This is a genomic window from Microbacterium hydrothermale (assembly GCF_004854025.1).
Classification (GTDB): Bacteria; Actinomycetota; Actinomycetes; order Actinomycetales; family Microbacteriaceae; genus Microbacterium; species Microbacterium hydrothermale.
Genome location: NZ_STGM01000002.1, coordinates 605,298 through 619,628 on the forward strand (window position 1 = coordinate 605,298; position 14,331 = coordinate 619,628).

Annotated in this window: 14 protein-coding genes and 1 tRNA gene; 9 read left to right on the forward strand and 6 right to left on the reverse strand. The window is 69.3% G+C overall.

Annotated features, from left to right (window positions below; translation table 11 throughout):
* Window positions 1-260 precede the first annotated feature (260 nt).
* Window positions 261-527, reverse strand: coding sequence for a GlsB/YeaQ/YmgE family stress response membrane protein (locus tag FB047_RS06450; protein WP_136586355.1), 267 nt, complete (start codon window positions 525-527; stop codon window positions 261-263).
* Window positions 528-686: 159 nt separating this feature from the next.
* Between FB047_RS06450 and FB047_RS06455 the strand changes: the two genes are divergently transcribed.
* Window positions 687-1,604, forward strand: a complete 918-nt coding sequence (locus tag FB047_RS06455) for a DUF368 domain-containing protein (RefSeq protein ID WP_136586356.1) — start codon at window positions 687-689, stop codon at window positions 1,602-1,604.
* 700 nt (window positions 1,605-2,304) lie between these two features.
* Here FB047_RS06455 and FB047_RS06460 read toward each other — a convergent pair.
* Window positions 2,305-2,388: transfer RNA gene (locus tag FB047_RS06460), tRNA-Leu, on the reverse strand.
* Between the two features lie 152 nt (window positions 2,389-2,540).
* Between FB047_RS06460 and FB047_RS06465 the strand changes: the two genes are divergently transcribed.
* The 7 genes from FB047_RS06465 to pknB are packed head-to-tail and all read left to right on the forward strand — an operon-like array spanning window position 2,541 to window position 11,479.
* Window positions 2,541-3,278: an FhaA domain-containing protein gene (locus FB047_RS06465; protein ID WP_167494169.1), complete on the forward strand. Its 738-nt coding sequence runs from the start codon at window positions 2,541-2,543 to the stop codon at window positions 3,276-3,278.
* Entirely contained in the window at window positions 3,275-3,817 is a 543-nt protein-coding gene (locus FB047_RS06470; RefSeq protein WP_136586358.1) for an FHA domain-containing protein FhaB/FipA, read from the forward strand. Before FB047_RS06465 ends, FB047_RS06470 begins: the two co-directional genes overlap by 4 nt.
* 9 nt (window positions 3,818-3,826) lie before the next feature.
* Window positions 3,827-5,065: a PP2C family protein-serine/threonine phosphatase gene (locus tag FB047_RS06475; RefSeq protein ID WP_136586359.1), complete on the forward strand. Its 1,239-nt coding sequence runs from the start codon at window positions 3,827-3,829 to the stop codon at window positions 5,063-5,065.
* Complete coding sequence (locus FB047_RS06480; protein ID WP_136586360.1) at window positions 5,062-6,465, forward strand: FtsW/RodA/SpoVE family cell cycle protein; 1,404 nt, start codon at window positions 5,062-5,064, stop codon at window positions 6,463-6,465. Before FB047_RS06475 ends, FB047_RS06480 begins: the two co-directional genes overlap by 4 nt.
* Window positions 6,466-6,505: 40 nt before the next feature.
* Complete coding sequence (locus FB047_RS06485) at window positions 6,506-7,960, forward strand: peptidoglycan D,D-transpeptidase FtsI family protein (protein ID WP_136586361.1); 1,455 nt, start codon at window positions 6,506-6,508, stop codon at window positions 7,958-7,960.
* The gene (locus FB047_RS06490) at window positions 7,957-9,747 is read left to right on the forward strand and encodes a serine/threonine-protein kinase (RefSeq protein WP_136586362.1); all 1,791 of its coding nucleotides are present in this window, start codon (window positions 7,957-7,959) and stop codon (window positions 9,745-9,747) included. Before FB047_RS06485 ends, FB047_RS06490 begins: the two co-directional genes overlap by 4 nt.
* Before the next feature lie 31 nt (window positions 9,748-9,778).
* Window positions 9,779-11,479 carry a Stk1 family PASTA domain-containing Ser/Thr kinase gene (pknB, locus tag FB047_RS06495; RefSeq protein ID WP_136586363.1) on the forward strand — a complete coding sequence of 567 codons (1,701 nt, stop codon included), beginning with the start codon at window positions 9,779-9,781 and terminating at the stop codon, window positions 11,477-11,479.
* On the opposite strand, the gene FB047_RS06500 is transcribed toward pknB, so the two are convergent.
* The 3 genes from FB047_RS06500 to FB047_RS06505 are packed head-to-tail and all read right to left on the reverse strand — an operon-like array spanning window position 11,451 to window position 13,041.
* Window positions 11,451-12,107, reverse strand: a complete 657-nt coding sequence (locus tag FB047_RS06500) for an anthranilate synthase component II (protein WP_136586364.1) — start codon at window positions 12,105-12,107, stop codon at window positions 11,451-11,453. The two genes, pknB and FB047_RS06500, sit on opposite strands and share 29 nt — an antisense overlap.
* Entirely contained in the window at window positions 12,104-12,259 is a 156-nt protein-coding gene (locus tag FB047_RS16875) for a hypothetical protein (RefSeq protein WP_167494170.1), read from the reverse strand. The genes FB047_RS06500 and FB047_RS16875 overlap by 4 nt, the downstream gene beginning before the upstream one ends.
* Window positions 12,259-13,041 carry a class E sortase gene (locus FB047_RS06505; protein WP_136586365.1) on the reverse strand — a complete coding sequence of 261 codons (783 nt, stop codon included), beginning with the start codon at window positions 13,039-13,041 and terminating at the stop codon, window positions 12,259-12,261. The genes FB047_RS16875 and FB047_RS06505 overlap by 1 nt, the downstream gene beginning before the upstream one ends.
* A gap of 54 nt (window positions 13,042-13,095) precedes the next feature.
* Between FB047_RS06505 and FB047_RS06510 the strand changes: the two genes are divergently transcribed.
* Entirely contained in the window at window positions 13,096-13,335 is a 240-nt protein-coding gene (locus FB047_RS06510; protein WP_076673116.1) for a cell division protein CrgA, read from the forward strand.
* Window positions 13,336-13,386: 51 nt separating this feature from the next.
* Here FB047_RS06510 and FB047_RS06515 read toward each other — a convergent pair whose 3' ends face one another.
* On the reverse strand, window positions 13,387-14,313 hold the full coding sequence (locus tag FB047_RS06515) for a rhomboid family intramembrane serine protease (RefSeq protein WP_240752654.1): 927 nt from the start codon (window positions 14,311-14,313) through the stop codon (window positions 13,387-13,389).
* Window positions 14,314-14,331 lie beyond the last annotated feature (18 nt).

The window sequence follows — 14,331 nt, forward strand, 5'->3', positions numbered from 1 at the left end:
ATCGGCGAGAACGCGCCAGAATGCTGCTCACAGCGGTGCGATGCCGCCGCTGGTCCGCGCGGGGCCGGGAGTTTGGGGGCGGCCCCGCGCGGCCACTTCTCGCCGTTCGGAACCGCGACGGCGTCCCGCCGATCGTCGCTTCGCGTCCCGCGAACCGCGCCTCGGTGGCGCGCACGAGGGTCCGCCCGGCGCCCGTGCCCACCCCGAGCGCACGAAGGCCCGGGGCGCGGTCCCCCGCCCCGGGCCTTCGTCCCTCGTCGTCAGCGCGCGGTGCGGCGTCCGACGATCAGGCCGTAGATCAGCAGCACGATGATCGAGCCGCCGATGGCGAGCAGCCAGGTCTGGATCGAGAAGAAGTCCTGCAGGGGGGCGTTGAAGAGCAGTCCGCCGAGGAAACCGCCCAGGAGGGCGCCGACGACGCCGAGCAGGAGCGTGATGAGCCAGCCGCCGCCCTGCTTACCGGGGAGGATCAGCTTGGCGATGGCGCCGGCAATGAGGCCGAGAAGGAGAAATCCGAAGAATCCCATGTTGTCGTTCCTTTCGCGAGTGAGAACCGAAGCCCGCTCGAGGCGGGACCCGTTGCATACAGCCTCCTCCCAGGTTGGCGTTTCGCCGGGTGGCTTGCGCTGGCGGGAATTGTCTGGTTCGCGCGAGGGGCGCCGGCCGCGTCGCCTAGCGTGGATCAAATGGCCGACCACCTCGCCGACCACCGTTCCCCCGTCCGTCCCGCTCTCGACCTGCTGCGCGGGACCCTCATCGGGGCGGTCGAAGTCGTGCCGGGGGTCAGCGGCGGTACGGTCGCGCTGATCGTGGGGGTCTACTCGACCCTCATCGACGCCGCGAGTCACCTCGTGCGCGCCGCCCTCGGCCTCGGCGATGTCCTCCGCGGCCGGGGCGCGAATCGCACGCGACGCCATCTCGCCGCGGTGCGCTGGCGCATCGTGGCCCCGGTGCTCATCGGCATGGTGCTCGCGGTGCTTCTGGGTGCGCGCCTCCTCGCTCCCCTCGTCGAGGCCCATCCGGCCGCGACGCGCGCGGTGTTCGGCGGCATGATCGCCGCTTCGCTCGTCATCCCGATCCGCCTCCTCGGTCGCGCGTGGACCTGGCGACGCGCCGCCCTCGCCGCTTCCGCCGCGGGGGCCGCGTTCCTCGTCACGGGGCTGCCGTCGTCGACCGTCGCCGATCCTCCGCTGATCCTGGTCGCGGTCGCGGCGTCCGTCGCCGTCTGCGCGTTGGTCATGCCCGGACTGTCGGGGGCCTTCCTGCTGCTGGTCTTCGGGCTCTACGAGACCACGCTCGTCGCGGTGAACGAACGGAACGTGCCCTACATCGCGGCGTTCGCGATCGGTGCGATCGTCGGACTCAGCCTTTTCGTGAACCTTCTGCGCCTGCTCCTGGCGCGCTTCCACGAGGTGATGCTGGCGCTCATGACGGGGCTCATGCTGGGCTCCCTCCGCGCCCTCTGGCCGTGGCAGGACGAGGTCGGTCGAGCCCTTCCCGCGGGAGAGGATGCCGCGTCCCTCGTCGCCCTCGCCGCGGCCGGCGCCGCGGTGGTCCTCGTGGTCGTGGCAATGCAGTCACGTCTTCAGCCGAGCAGCCGCTGACTCCCGACCGAGTTTCTGTGGAGAGTGCTGTGCACAGACGGGAGAGAGGTGTGGATAACCCTGTGGGGAGCCTCCGGCATCGCGCTCGGTGCCGCCCTGTCACGCCCGTGGACTGAAGCGAAATTCCGCCCCGGAGACGAATGACAACCGCGTCATTCCGGGGACGGAGCGTGAAGAGCGCGGCGGCCGTCGCCGTGGGGATAACTCCGTGGCCGGCATGTGCAAACTGTGGATAACTTCGGCCCACATCGCACGCCGGTGCGGGAGAGCCTCGCCGCCGAGATGTCCACAGGGCGATCCGTCCTCCCTTTCGGCTCTCCCCCGCTTCCCCCACGACGAGCACACCCCCACGATCCGCGGAATTACGCGCTTGTAGTTTCGAAGACTGAGACGAATACGGCGTCTCTCCACAGCCTTACTGACACCCGTCCGGCTGTTTCGCACATGTTCTCCACAGGGTTATCCACATGTGTAATCGTCAGCCTGTGCGAACCCGCCCGGTCGACCACGACCGTCGCGTGGGGCCTCCTTCCAGGGCGGCCGAGGTGAGGACGCGCGGAGGATCCACGAGGTACACCGAAGCGCGGCGTGCGAAGCCCTCGGCGACGAGGACCCGACCCCGCACGGGCTCACGGCCCTCCCGCTCACACAGACGACGAAGAAGGCCCCGGATCGATGATCCGGGGCCTTCTTCGTTCTGTGCGCGAGGGGGGACTTGAACCCCCACGCCCTTGCGGGCACTGGCACCTGAAGCCAGCGCGTCTACCTATTCCGCCACTCGCGCGAGTCACGGCACGGATGCCACGAACTCAACTTCCCGAGAATATCACGGCCGCGACCGCACGACGAAACGCGGGGGTCGGGGGCCGCTTCCATGACCTGTCCAGCCGCCCTGGCTACGATGTGCCTACTGGTCTGCCTGCCCGAAGGAGTCTCGTGGGACTACTCGACAGTTTCGAGAAAGGTCTCGAACGCGCCGTCAACGGTGCGTTCGCGAAGACCTTCCGCAGTGGCATCCAGCCGGTGGAGATCGCCTCGGCCCTGCGCAGCGAGCTCGACAAGAAGGCCGTGGTCGTCACGCGTGAGCGCATCCTCACGCCGAACGCGTTCACGGTGCGCCTCTCCCCCGTCGACGACGAGAAGATGAGCGCCCTCGGATCGACGCTCCTCTCCGAGCTCGACACCCTCGTGAAGAAGCACGCCCGCACGCAGGGGTACTCCTTCGCCGGGCCCGTCGCGATCACGATCGAGCGCGACGCTTCACTATCGACCGGCACACTGCGCGTCGATTCGCAGACCACGGAGGGTCGCGTCGCCTGGCGCGGGGTCGTCGACATCGACGGCACGCGCCACCCGCTCACGGGCTCCCGCACCGTGATCGGTCGCGGGAGCGACGCCGACATCACCATCCCCGACGCCGGGACCAGCCGCAAGCACGTCGAGATCCTGTGGGACGGCGAGCGCGCCATGGTGCGCGACCTCGGCTCGACGAACGGCACCACCCTGAACGGTCGGAAGGTCTCGGAGGCCGCGCTGCCCCCCGATTCGACGATCTCGATCGGTCGCACCAATATCGTGTTCCGTGTGGTCGCTCAGGCTCAGCCGCCGCGGCGCCCCCAGGCGTCCGACGCCACGCGCATGTTCGACGTCCGGGAACGGGGACCCCTCTCATGAGTCAGTTGACTCTCCTTCTGCTGCAGGGCGGCTTCCTCGTCCTGCTGTGGTTCTTCGTGTTCGGCGTCGTCTACTCGCTGCGCGCCGATCTCTTCGGCGTCAAGGTGCGCAAACTCCCCGAGCCGGCGGCATCCCCCGCGCCCGCCGCCGCGGCGCCGACCGCGTCTCCCGACGCCGTCACCACGCAGGTCAAGCGACCGGCCGCACCGCCCGCCCCCGCGCCTGTCGGGGGCCTCGCGACCACCTCGGTGGTCTCGCGCATCGTCATCACAAGCGGCCCCAAGGCCGGTCTCGAGCTGCCCCTGGGCACCGAGCCTCTGACCATCGGCCGCTCGAGCGAGTCGGGGCTCGTGATCCGCGACGACTACACCTCGAGCCACCACGCGCGACTGGTGCTCTGGGGCGACCAGTGGATGCTGCAGGACCTCGACTCCACCAACGGGACCACCCACGACGGCGTGCGCGTCGCGGCCCCCGTGCAGGTCAAGGTGGGAGCGCCGATCAAGGTCGGCGCCACCACGTTCGAGTTGAGGGCGTAAACCACCTCCATGGTCTTCCAGGGCTCGAGTGCCGCCATCTCCCACACGGGAAAGGTGCGCTCCAACAACCAGGACTCCGGTTACGCCGGGTCCAACCTCTTCGTGGTCGCCGACGGCATGGGCGGTCACGCGGGAGGCGACGTCGCCTCGAGCCTGGCGATTCAGCGGCTGACGGAGCTCGACCAGCCCTACGCCACCCCCGCCCAGGCCGAGCACGCGATCCGCGACGCCCTCGCCGACACCGCCGCAGAGTTGATCGACACCGTCGCGCGGCGCCCGGAGCTCGCCGGCATGGGCACGACAGTTAGCGCCCTGGTGATGGTCGACGACTACGCGGTGATCGGCCACATCGGCGACTCGCGCATCTACCTCTACCGCGACGACACGCTCACGCAGATCACGGCCGACCACACGTTCGTGCAGCGCCTGGTCGACTCGGGTCGCATCACGCCCGAGGAAGCGCGGTATCACCCCCGCCGCTCGGTGCTGATGCGCGTGCTCGGCGACATGGACCCCGATCCCGAGGTCGACAGCTTCATCATGCCGACCCAGGACGGCGATCGGTGGCTGCTGTGCTCCGACGGTCTGTCCGGGGTCGTCGACGACGCCCACACGGCGAAGACGCTCGGACTCGGCATGCCCCCGGCGCGCACGGCCGACGCCCTGCTGAAGCAGGCGCTCGACGGCGGCGCGCCCGACAACGTCACCGTGGTGCTCGTCGACGTGGGCGGCCAGCACCCCGTCTTCATCGGCACCCCGGCGATCGTCGGTTCCGCATCCAACCCGAGCGGCGTCGTGGTCCCGGCGGCGCGGCCCAGCCGTCCGAACTGGCTGCACCACGCCCGCCAGGTCGCCAACGAGCCCACGCACTTCGAACCGGCCGCGGAGTTCCTCGAGGAGCTCATCGAAGAAGACCGCCGACGCGCGCGGCGCCGCCGGTTCGGCTGGCTCGCGGCGCTGCTGGTCGTGCTCGCGGGGATCGGTCTCGCCCTGTTCGCCGGGTACAACTGGACGCAGACGCGCTACTACGTCGGAGCCGACGACGACTCGGTGGTCATCTACCGCGGCATCCAGCAGTCCATCGGTCCGATCTCGCTGTCGACCGTCTACGAAGACACCAACATCGTGCTCGCCGATCTGTCGGACTTCGACCGGCAGACCGTCGAGGCCACGATCTCGGCCCGCTCGCTCTCGGATGCCGAGCTGATCGTCGACCGCCTGCGGCCGGCGGCGGAGGGAAGCGGATGACCGACCAGAAGCAGACGCGCTCCGCCGACGCCGTGTCCACCGACACGGCCGTCATGCGCGCGCTCAAGAAGATCCGCGTCCCGGCCACGCAGCGCAACCGCGAGCTGGGCCTGCTCGTCTTCGCGATCGCCGTCTACGGCTCCGCCATCGCGCTCGTCCAGCTCGGCGTGACGGGAACCGTCGACACGGGCTTCCTCATGCTCGCGGCGGTTCCCGCGGTGCTGGGTCTCGTCATGCACGTCGTGCTGCGCCTGCGCGTGCGCGACGCGGACCCGTTCGTGCTCCCCATCGCCACGGTCCTGACCGGTCTCGGCATCGCCATGATCTACCGCATCGACCTCGCCGATCAGAGCAGCGGATGGGATGCCACCGGCCACCGCCAGATCGCGTGGGCGGCCATCGCGATGGTCTGCGCCCTGGCCGTGCTGATCTTCGTCCGCAACTACCGCGTGCTGTTCCGCTACACGTACCTGTCGGGTCTGGTCGGCATCCTGCTGCTGCTCCTGCCCTTCGTGCCGGGGCTCGGAACGGATCAGAACGCCGACGTGTGGGTCTCGCTCGGATTCGTGTCGTTCCAGCCCGGCGAGCTGGCCAAGATCTGCCTGGCGATCTTCTTCGCCGGATACCTCGTGCGCACGCGCGAGAGCCTCACCTCCACCGGCACCCGTTTCCTGTTCATGACGTGGCCGCGCGCCCGCGAGCTCGGCCCGGTGCTCATCATCTGGCTGGTCTCGCTCGGCATCATCGTGCTGCAGCGCGACCTCGGAACGGGTCTGCTGATCTTCGGCATGTTCGTCGCGATGCTCTACGCGGCGACGGGCAAGACGAGCTGGGTCTTCATCGGCCTCGTGCTCGTCGCGAGCGGCGCGTTCCTGGCATCCCGTGTGCTGCCGTACGTGCAGGGCCGTTTCGCGAACTGGCTGAACGCGTTCGACCAGGACGTCATCGACCGCGACGGCGGGAGCTACCAGCTCGTCCAGGGCATCTTCGGCCTGTCGCACGGCGGACTGTTCGGCACCGGACTCGGTCAGGGCCGGCCGTACATCACGCCGCTGTCGCAGAGCGACTACATCATCCCGAGCCTCGGGGAGGAGCTCGGCCTCGTCGGCATCTTCGCCATCCTCGCCCTGTACATGGTCTTCACGAGCCGCGGCATCCGCGTCGGCCTCGCGGGTCAGGACGACTTCGGCAAGCTCCTCGCCACCGGCTTCTCGTTCACCATCGCGCTGCAGGTGTTCATCATGGTCGGCGGCGTCACCCGCGTGATCCCGCTGACCGGACTCACGACCCCGTTCCTCGCCGCCGGTGGGTCCTCGCTGATCGCGAACTGGATCATCGTGGCGTTCCTGCTGCGCATCTCCGACGCCGTCCGCTCCCGGCCGCGGGTGGTGATCGGCTGATGCGCCGCACCCCCGCAGCCGCCCGATTCGAGGAGGCACCGTGACCAAAGAACTCCGACGCCTCAGCATCGTCATGCTGGCGATGTTCCTCGCCCTGTTCGCCTCGACCAGCGTCATCCAGGTCGTGCAGGCGAACGCGCTGACCAACACGCAGGGCAACACGCGTGCGCTCTACGACTCCTACGAGATCCAGCGCGGATCGATCATCGTCAGCGGCACTCCGATCGCGCAGTCCGTCCCGTCCGACGACGTCTACAGCTGGCAGCGTCAGTACACGGATGCCGAGATGTGGGCGCCCGTGACCGGCTACATGAACCCCGTGCTCGACGCGAAGACCCAGATCGAGTCCGCCGAGAACAGCGTGCTCAGCGGCTCGGACTCGAACCAGTTCTTCTCGCGCATCGACCGCGCGATCACCGGGCAGGCCCCGCGCGGATCGAACGTCGAGCTCTCGCTGGACGCGAACGTCCAGAAGGCCGCCTGGGACGCCCTCGGCGACCTCCAGGGCGCCGTCGTGGCCATCGAGCCCTCCACGGGCCGCATCCTCGCCATGGTGTCGAAGCCGAGCTACGACACGAACGTCCTCGCCTCGCACGACACGGATGCCGTGAACTCGGCGTACGACCAGCTCGTGGCCGACAACGCGAAGCCGCTCGACAACCGCGCGATCGCGGGCAGCCTCAACCCGCCGGGGTCCACCTTCAAGCTCGTCGTCGCCTCGGCCGCCCTCGCCTCCGGCAAGTACACGCCCGACTCGGCCTTCCCGAACCTCGCGGCCTACACGCTGCCCCAGTCGACGAACGTCGTCAGCAACGCCGGCGGCGGAACCTGCGGCGGCGGCGACACCGTCACGATCGCCACGGCCCTGCGCCTGAGCTGCAACATCCCGTTCGCCGAACTCGCGGTGGAACTGGGCGACGACGCGATCCGCGCGGAGGCCGAGAAGTACGGCTTCAACGCGCAGTTCACGATGCCGCTGCAGTCCACGGCATCCACGTACCCCGCGAGCCCGAACGCCCCGCAGACCGCGCTCAGCGGCTTCGGCCAGGGCGACGTCCGGGCGACGCCGCTGCAGATGGCGATGGTCTCGGCCGGGATCGCGAACGACGGCGTGGTGATGAACCCCCGCATGGTCGACCGCGTCATCGAACCCAACCTGTCGGTCACCGACGAGGGCAGCAACAGCGAGTTCGGACGGGCGATCGAGCCCGACGTCGCCGCGCAGATGGTCGCCATGATGACGGCGAACGTCCAGGACGGCGCGGCATCGAATGCAAGAATAGACGGGGTCCAGGTGGCGGGTAAGACCGGCACCGCGGAGAACGATTCCCGCCCCTACACTCTCTGGTTCACCGGCTTCGCTCCGGCGGACGACCCCCAGGTCGCCGTCGCCGTGGTCGTCGAAAACGGTGGAGGCCAGGGGCAGAGCGGGAGCGGCAACGAGATCGCCGCCCCGATAGCGAAGAAGGTCATGGAGGCGGTGCTGGGTAAATGAGACCGACACAGGGTGTGACCTTCGGCGGGCGGTACGAGCTCGATTCGCGGATCGCGATCGGCGGCATGGGCGAGGTCTGGGAAGCGACCGACCACGTCATCGGACGGACCGTCGCGATCAAGATCCTCAAAGACGAGTACATGGGCGACCCGGGCTTCCTCGAGCGCTTCCGCGCCGAGGCCCGGCACGCGGCACTCGTCAATCACGAGGGCATCGCGAGCGTCTTCGACTACGGCGAAGAAGACGGCAGCGCCTTCCTCGTGATGGAGCTCGTCCCCGGTGAGGCCCTGTCCACGATCCTCGAGCGCGAGGGCTCGCTGTCGACCGACAAGACCCTCGACATCGTCGCGCAGACCGCGGCAGCCCTGCAGGCCGCCCACGCCGCGGGGCTGGTGCACCGCGACATCAAGCCCGGCAACCTGCTCATCACGCCCGACGGCCGCGTCAAGATCACCGACTTCGGCATCGCCCGCATCGCCGACCAGGTGCCGCTCACGGCGACCGGCCAGGTCATGGGAACGGTCCAGTACCTCTCGCCCGAGCAGGCGTCGGGCCACCCCGCCTCCCCCGCGACCGACACCTACTCGCTGGGCATCGTCGCGTACGAGTGCCTCGCCGGCAAGCGCCCGTTCACCGGTGAGTCGCAGGTCGCGATCGCCATGGCGCAGATCAACGAGCAGCCCGCACCGCTGCCGCCGACCGTCGCGGTCCCGGTGCAGAACCTCGTCATGGCGATGATCGCCAAGAAGCCCGAGGACCGCCCGGCCTCGTCCGCGGCCGTCTCGCGTGCCGCCGCGGCCCTGCGCCGGGGCGACCTCACCGCCGCCGCGGCCGCCGTTCCCGCCATCGCGGCCGGTGCGGCCGTCGCCGACGACGCGACCCAGTTGCTCACGTCGGGTCAGACCTCCGCCACCACGCGGCTCCTGCCCTCCGCCGGCGCAGCGGGCCTGGGCGCGGGCGCGGCATCCCTCCTCACGGAGCAGCACACCGAAGAAGACGCCGCCCCGCAGAAGAAGAAGCGCAGCCCGTGGACGTGGCCCCTGGTGGCGCTGATCGTGCTGCTCCTGCTGGTGCTCGGCGGCACGCTCTTCACCCTGCTGTCCAACCAGGGCGAGCCCGACGCGGTGCCGACGAGCGCCGCACCCAGCTCGGCCACTCCCAGTGCCCCCGCGTCGCCGTCGAACACCCCGACGCCGACCGAGACCGCACGACTGGTCGACGTCGACGCCCTCGACCTCATCGGCAAGACCTGCGATGAAGCTCGCGGCATCCTCAGCGAAGCGATGCTGGGCGCGACGTGCGCGACCGGAACCGCCGCCGAGAACGCCGACCAGATCGGGCGCGTCTACATCGTCGACCCCACGGGCCGTAATCCCGAGGGCACCAACATCACGGTGACCGTCTACGGCGAAGAGACGCCCCTGCAGCAGCCCGGAACGCCCACCCTGCCGGGCACCTCCGTCAGCGCGGGCAGCGACATCCAGGTGTCGTGGCAGCAGTACTCGTGCCCCGCGGGCACGGGCAGCGTCACCTCCTACAACTTCACCGCCACCAACGGAACGTTCGACACGAACGGTCAGTCGACGGCATCGTTCTCGCCCGACGAGCGCAACGCGCAGCTCAAGGTGAGCAACTCCGCCGGTCAGACCCTCCGCGTGACCTACACCGTGAGCTGCTCGGGAACCGACCGCACCGCCGGCCCGTCGGGCGAGGCCTCCGCCTCGATCACCGGCGGCAGCACGCCGAACCCGTCTTCCACGGGCAACGGCGCCGCCACCAAGCCCTGAGCTTCGATCCACCCTCCCCGGGAGTTTTTTCGTGACCACTGAGACGCGCGTCCTGTCCGGGCGCTACCGCGTCGACGACCTCATCGGTCGCGGCGGCATGGCGAGCGTCTATCGCGGTTACGACCAGACGCTCGGTCGCACGGTGGCCATCAAGATCCTCAAGGCCGACCTCGCCGGCGACGCCGCGTTCCGCACGCGTTTCCGCCTCGAGGCGCAGGCCGCGTCCCGCATGGCGCACCCCACGATCGTGCGCGTCTTCGACGCCGGCGAAGACGTCGAGGTCGGGATCGACGGGGTGGAACGTCCCGTCCCGTACATCGTGATGGAGCTCGTGCACGGCCGGCTGCTCAAGGAGATCATCGCCGAGGGCTCCGTGCCCGTCGACGACGCCCTGCGGTACGTGGACGGCATCCTCGAGGCTCTCGAGTACTCGCACCGCGCGGGCGTGGTGCACCGCGACATCAAGCCCGGCAACGTGATGATCACCGACGCCGGACGCGTGAAGGTCATGGACTTCGGCATCGCGCGCGCCGTGTCGGACTCGTCGTCGACCGTCGCCGAGACGACGGCGATCGTCGGCACCGCGGCCTACTTCTCCCCGGAACAGGCCAAGGGCGAATCGGTCGACGCCCGTGCCGACCTCTACTCGACCGGCGTGGTGCTCTACGAGCTGCTCACCGGGCGTCCTCCGTTCCGCGGTGAGACACCGGTGGCCGTCGCGTACCAGCACGTCAGCGAGGCTCCGGTTCCGCCCAGCGAGGTCGTCGAGACGATCCCGCGCGCCCTGGATGCCATCGTGCTGCGTGCGCTCGCGAAGGATCCCTTCCAGCGACCCCAGGATGCCGCGGGCTTCCGCGAGGCCCTCGACGAGACCGCCGACGGGAAGGCGCCGACGAAGCGTCAGATGTCGGCCCTGTCGAACGAGCTCTACGGACCGAACCCGCGCCAGGCGGCCGAGACGGCGCGATCGCTGCGTCAGTTGAGCACCGACACGACCATGCGTCGCACCCAGCCCGGCCCTCCGGTCGCCTGGATCTGGGCCGGAGTGACCGTGCTGGCGGTGCTGCTCGTGGCGGTGCTGATCTGGGTCATGCAGATCCAGCCGAACGACGACGTGCCCACGACCTCGTTCACGGTCCCGAACGTGGTCGACATGTCCTACGACCGGGCCGTCGAGACGCTCGAGGCCCAGCAGCTCACCGCGAGCCGGGTCAACGAGCCCGACGAGAAGATCGCCGCGGGCAACGTCACGCGCACCACCCCCGATGCCGGCACCACCGTGGCATCCGGTCAGCAGGTCACCGTCTACGTCTCCACCGGTCCCGACACCGCCACCGTCCCGACTCTGGACGGCATCTCGGAGTCCGAGGCGCGCTCCGCGCTCGAAGCGGCCGGACTGACGGTGGGCTCCATCCGCCGCACGACCGATCCTGCCCTGGCGGCCGGCACCGTGATGTCGGCGAGCGAAGAGAGCGGCTCCCAGGTCGCGAAGGGGACGGTCGTCAACCTCGTCGTCGCCAGCGGTCAGGTCGTCATCGTCAACTACACGGGCTACACCCTCGACGCAGCCAAGCGCGAGCTGGAGTCCGACGCGAAGCAGCTGACGGTGATCACCCAGGAAGACACCGGATGCCGCGCGACGAGCCCGCAGACGGTGAGCGGTCAGTCGCTCGCTCCCGGCGAGGTCCCCGTCCACAGCGAGATCACGCTGACGGTCTGCTCGGGCTCCTGAGTCCGCGCGGACTCAGGCCCGCGGCGCGCTCCGCCGCGCCGCTCAGGCCGGAATCCTCCAGCCAGCGGCCGAGAAGAACGTGCCCTCCCTCGGTGAGGACGCTCTCCGGGTGGAACTGCACGCCCTCGATCGGCGCCGACCGGTGGCGAAGACCCATGATCACGCCGCCGTCGGTGCGCGCGGTGACCTCGAGTTCCGGGGGCAGCGAGATCGGTTCGACCGCGAGCGAGTGGTAGCGCGTCGCCGCGAAGCCGTCCGGCAGATCGGCGAAGACACCGGCGCCCTCGTGGCGGATGACGCTGGTGATCCCGTGCAGCAACTCCGGGGCGTGACCCACCCGCGCTCCGAAGGCGACGGCGATGGCCTGATGACCGAGGCAGACGCCCAGGAGGGGGATGCCGCGGGCGGCGGTGTCGCGAACCACCGAAACGGACTGACCCGCCTCGGTGGGATGCCCCGGCCCGGGCGAGACGAGCACCGCATCGGCGTCGCGACGGATGCGACCGCGCAGACCCGGATCGTCCGCGGAGACCAGGATCGTCTCGGCGCCGAGGTCACGCAGATAGCCGGCGAGGGTGTGGACGAAGCTGTCGCGATTGTCGACGACGACGACGCGCCGGGGTCTCACTCGACCGTGACCTCCTGCGGGTAGACGATGTCGCTCACCCACGGGAAGACGTAGAAGAAGAGGCCGTAGAGCACGGCCGCGAGCAGCACGAGGACGATCAGCAGACGCACCCACCAGGGGCCCGGGAGGATGCGCCACAGGGCTCCGTACATCAGGCGGCTCCAGAGGTGAGGGACAGGGGCGGTCCCGCGTCGGTGCGGGGGGTGTACGACTCGAAGACTCCGTACGCGATGGCGCGCTCGGAGAAGCCGTACCGCGGGCTGCAGGTGGTCATCGTGATGATGCGGTCCGTGGCCTGGATCTCGGTGTTCTGCGGGAAGGGGAGGAGCACGTCGACGGCGTCGGGACGCACGTACTCGAGGTTCCGATAGCGGTAGGTGTACCAGCCCGTCTCGGTCTCCACCACGATGGCGTCGCCGATGTGCAGAGACGGCAGATCCGCGAAGGGCGCACCGTGACTGCCCCGGTGTCCGGCGATCGCGAAGTTGCCGACCTGGCCGGGCATGGCGGTGTCGGGGTAGTGGCCGAGACCGATGGGGTCGAGGGTGCGTCCGGCGCTCACCCCGCCCGCGAGCCGGAATTGGTAGTCGGAGCCGAGACGGGGGATGCGGACGACCCCGAAGATCTGCGCATCGTCGGGCTGCGCCATCTCCGGCGGATCGGCGGTGGGGGGCAGTCCCGGCGTCGGCGTGATGCTCGGGGCCGGCGCGGGAGGATCGGCTGCCCACGAGTCGGTGATGTCACGGGCTGCGTTCTTGAACTGGGACCCGATGATGACATCGCCGATCCACAACTGCCAGACGACGAAGAGCAGAACGACCACTCCCGCGGTGACGAGCAGATCTCCGATCACGCCGACCACCGAGAGCCCACGCCGGGGCGCGCTCGTGCGCCGCCTGCTCCGGCGCGTCTGCGGCTGCGAGTCGGGGTGCACGAGGCGAGTCTAGTTCCGTGGGTTCGCAGGCACCTGACCATTAGACTGTGCCGCATGGCTCGAACTGGCAAAGGCGAAGACCCGATCGCCGAACGCAACGACGGTGGATCCGCCCCGAACCCGGTGTGGTTCCTGCCCATCATGATCGGCCTGATGCTCATCGGCCTCGTCTGGGTGCTGGTGTTCTACCTCAGCAACTCCCAGTTCCCCATCCCCGGGATCGGTCCCTGGAACCTCGTCATCGGCTTCGGCATCGCCTTCGTCGGATTCCTCATGACGACCCGGTGGCGCTGACTTACACCCGTGTAATTCATCCCCACCTGTGGATGGGGCTGTGGATAAGTCTCAGAAGTAGAACGCCGCGGGAATCGCCAGCAGCGCGATGAGAGCCACGGTCACGCCGATCAGTAGCCCCGTCTGCAGGCCGCGCTGCCGAGGCGCACGCGTCCGCGAGTAGACGAACCCGATCGCGGCACCCGTCACGAGTCCACCCAGGTGCGCCTGCCACGAGATGCCGACGGCGGCGAGCGACGAGGCGAAGTCCCCGGACCCGATCGCGTTGATCCCCGCCAGCACGAACGGCCACGCGAAGTTGATCCCGATCAGGATCGCGATGACGCGGATGTCGGCCCCGATGTGTCGGCCGATCACGAGCAGGGCACCGAAGAGCGCGAAGATCGCACCCGAAGCACCCACGGTCCAGACGCCCGGAGCGAGCAGCGCGACCGCCACCGAGCCGCCGAGCGCCCCGATGAGGTAGAGGATCAGGAATCGCGCGCGCCCCAGCAGCGGCTCGAGGCTCCGCCCGATGAACCAGAGCGCGAGCATGTTGAGGCCGACGTGGAAGAACCCGTCGTGCACGAGCGCGACGGTGAGCAGACGCCACGGCTGAATGAGACCGGCCTGGGGCAGCACGTAGAAGCTGTTGAACGCGAGGAGGTTCGACAGCAGCGGACCGACGCCCGGGATGAGTCCGATGATGTAGACCAGGCCCGTGACGGCGATGATCCCCAGGGTCATCCTCGGGCGGTCGGAGGAGACGACCGCCATCGGTCGTGACGCCCAGCGGCGCTGCGCCTTCTTCTGGGCGGGGGTCTGTGACGCGCGCTGCTGAGCCATGCACTCGGGGCAGATCACGCCGACGGCGGCGGGGGTCCGGCATTCCGAACAGACGGTGCGCATGCACCGCTGACACAGCACGAAGCTCTGCCGGTCAGGATGCCGGTAGCAGAAGTTGTCGCTGTTGCGACGGAACTCCTCGGTGGTGGACACCCGCCGCCGTCCGCTGAC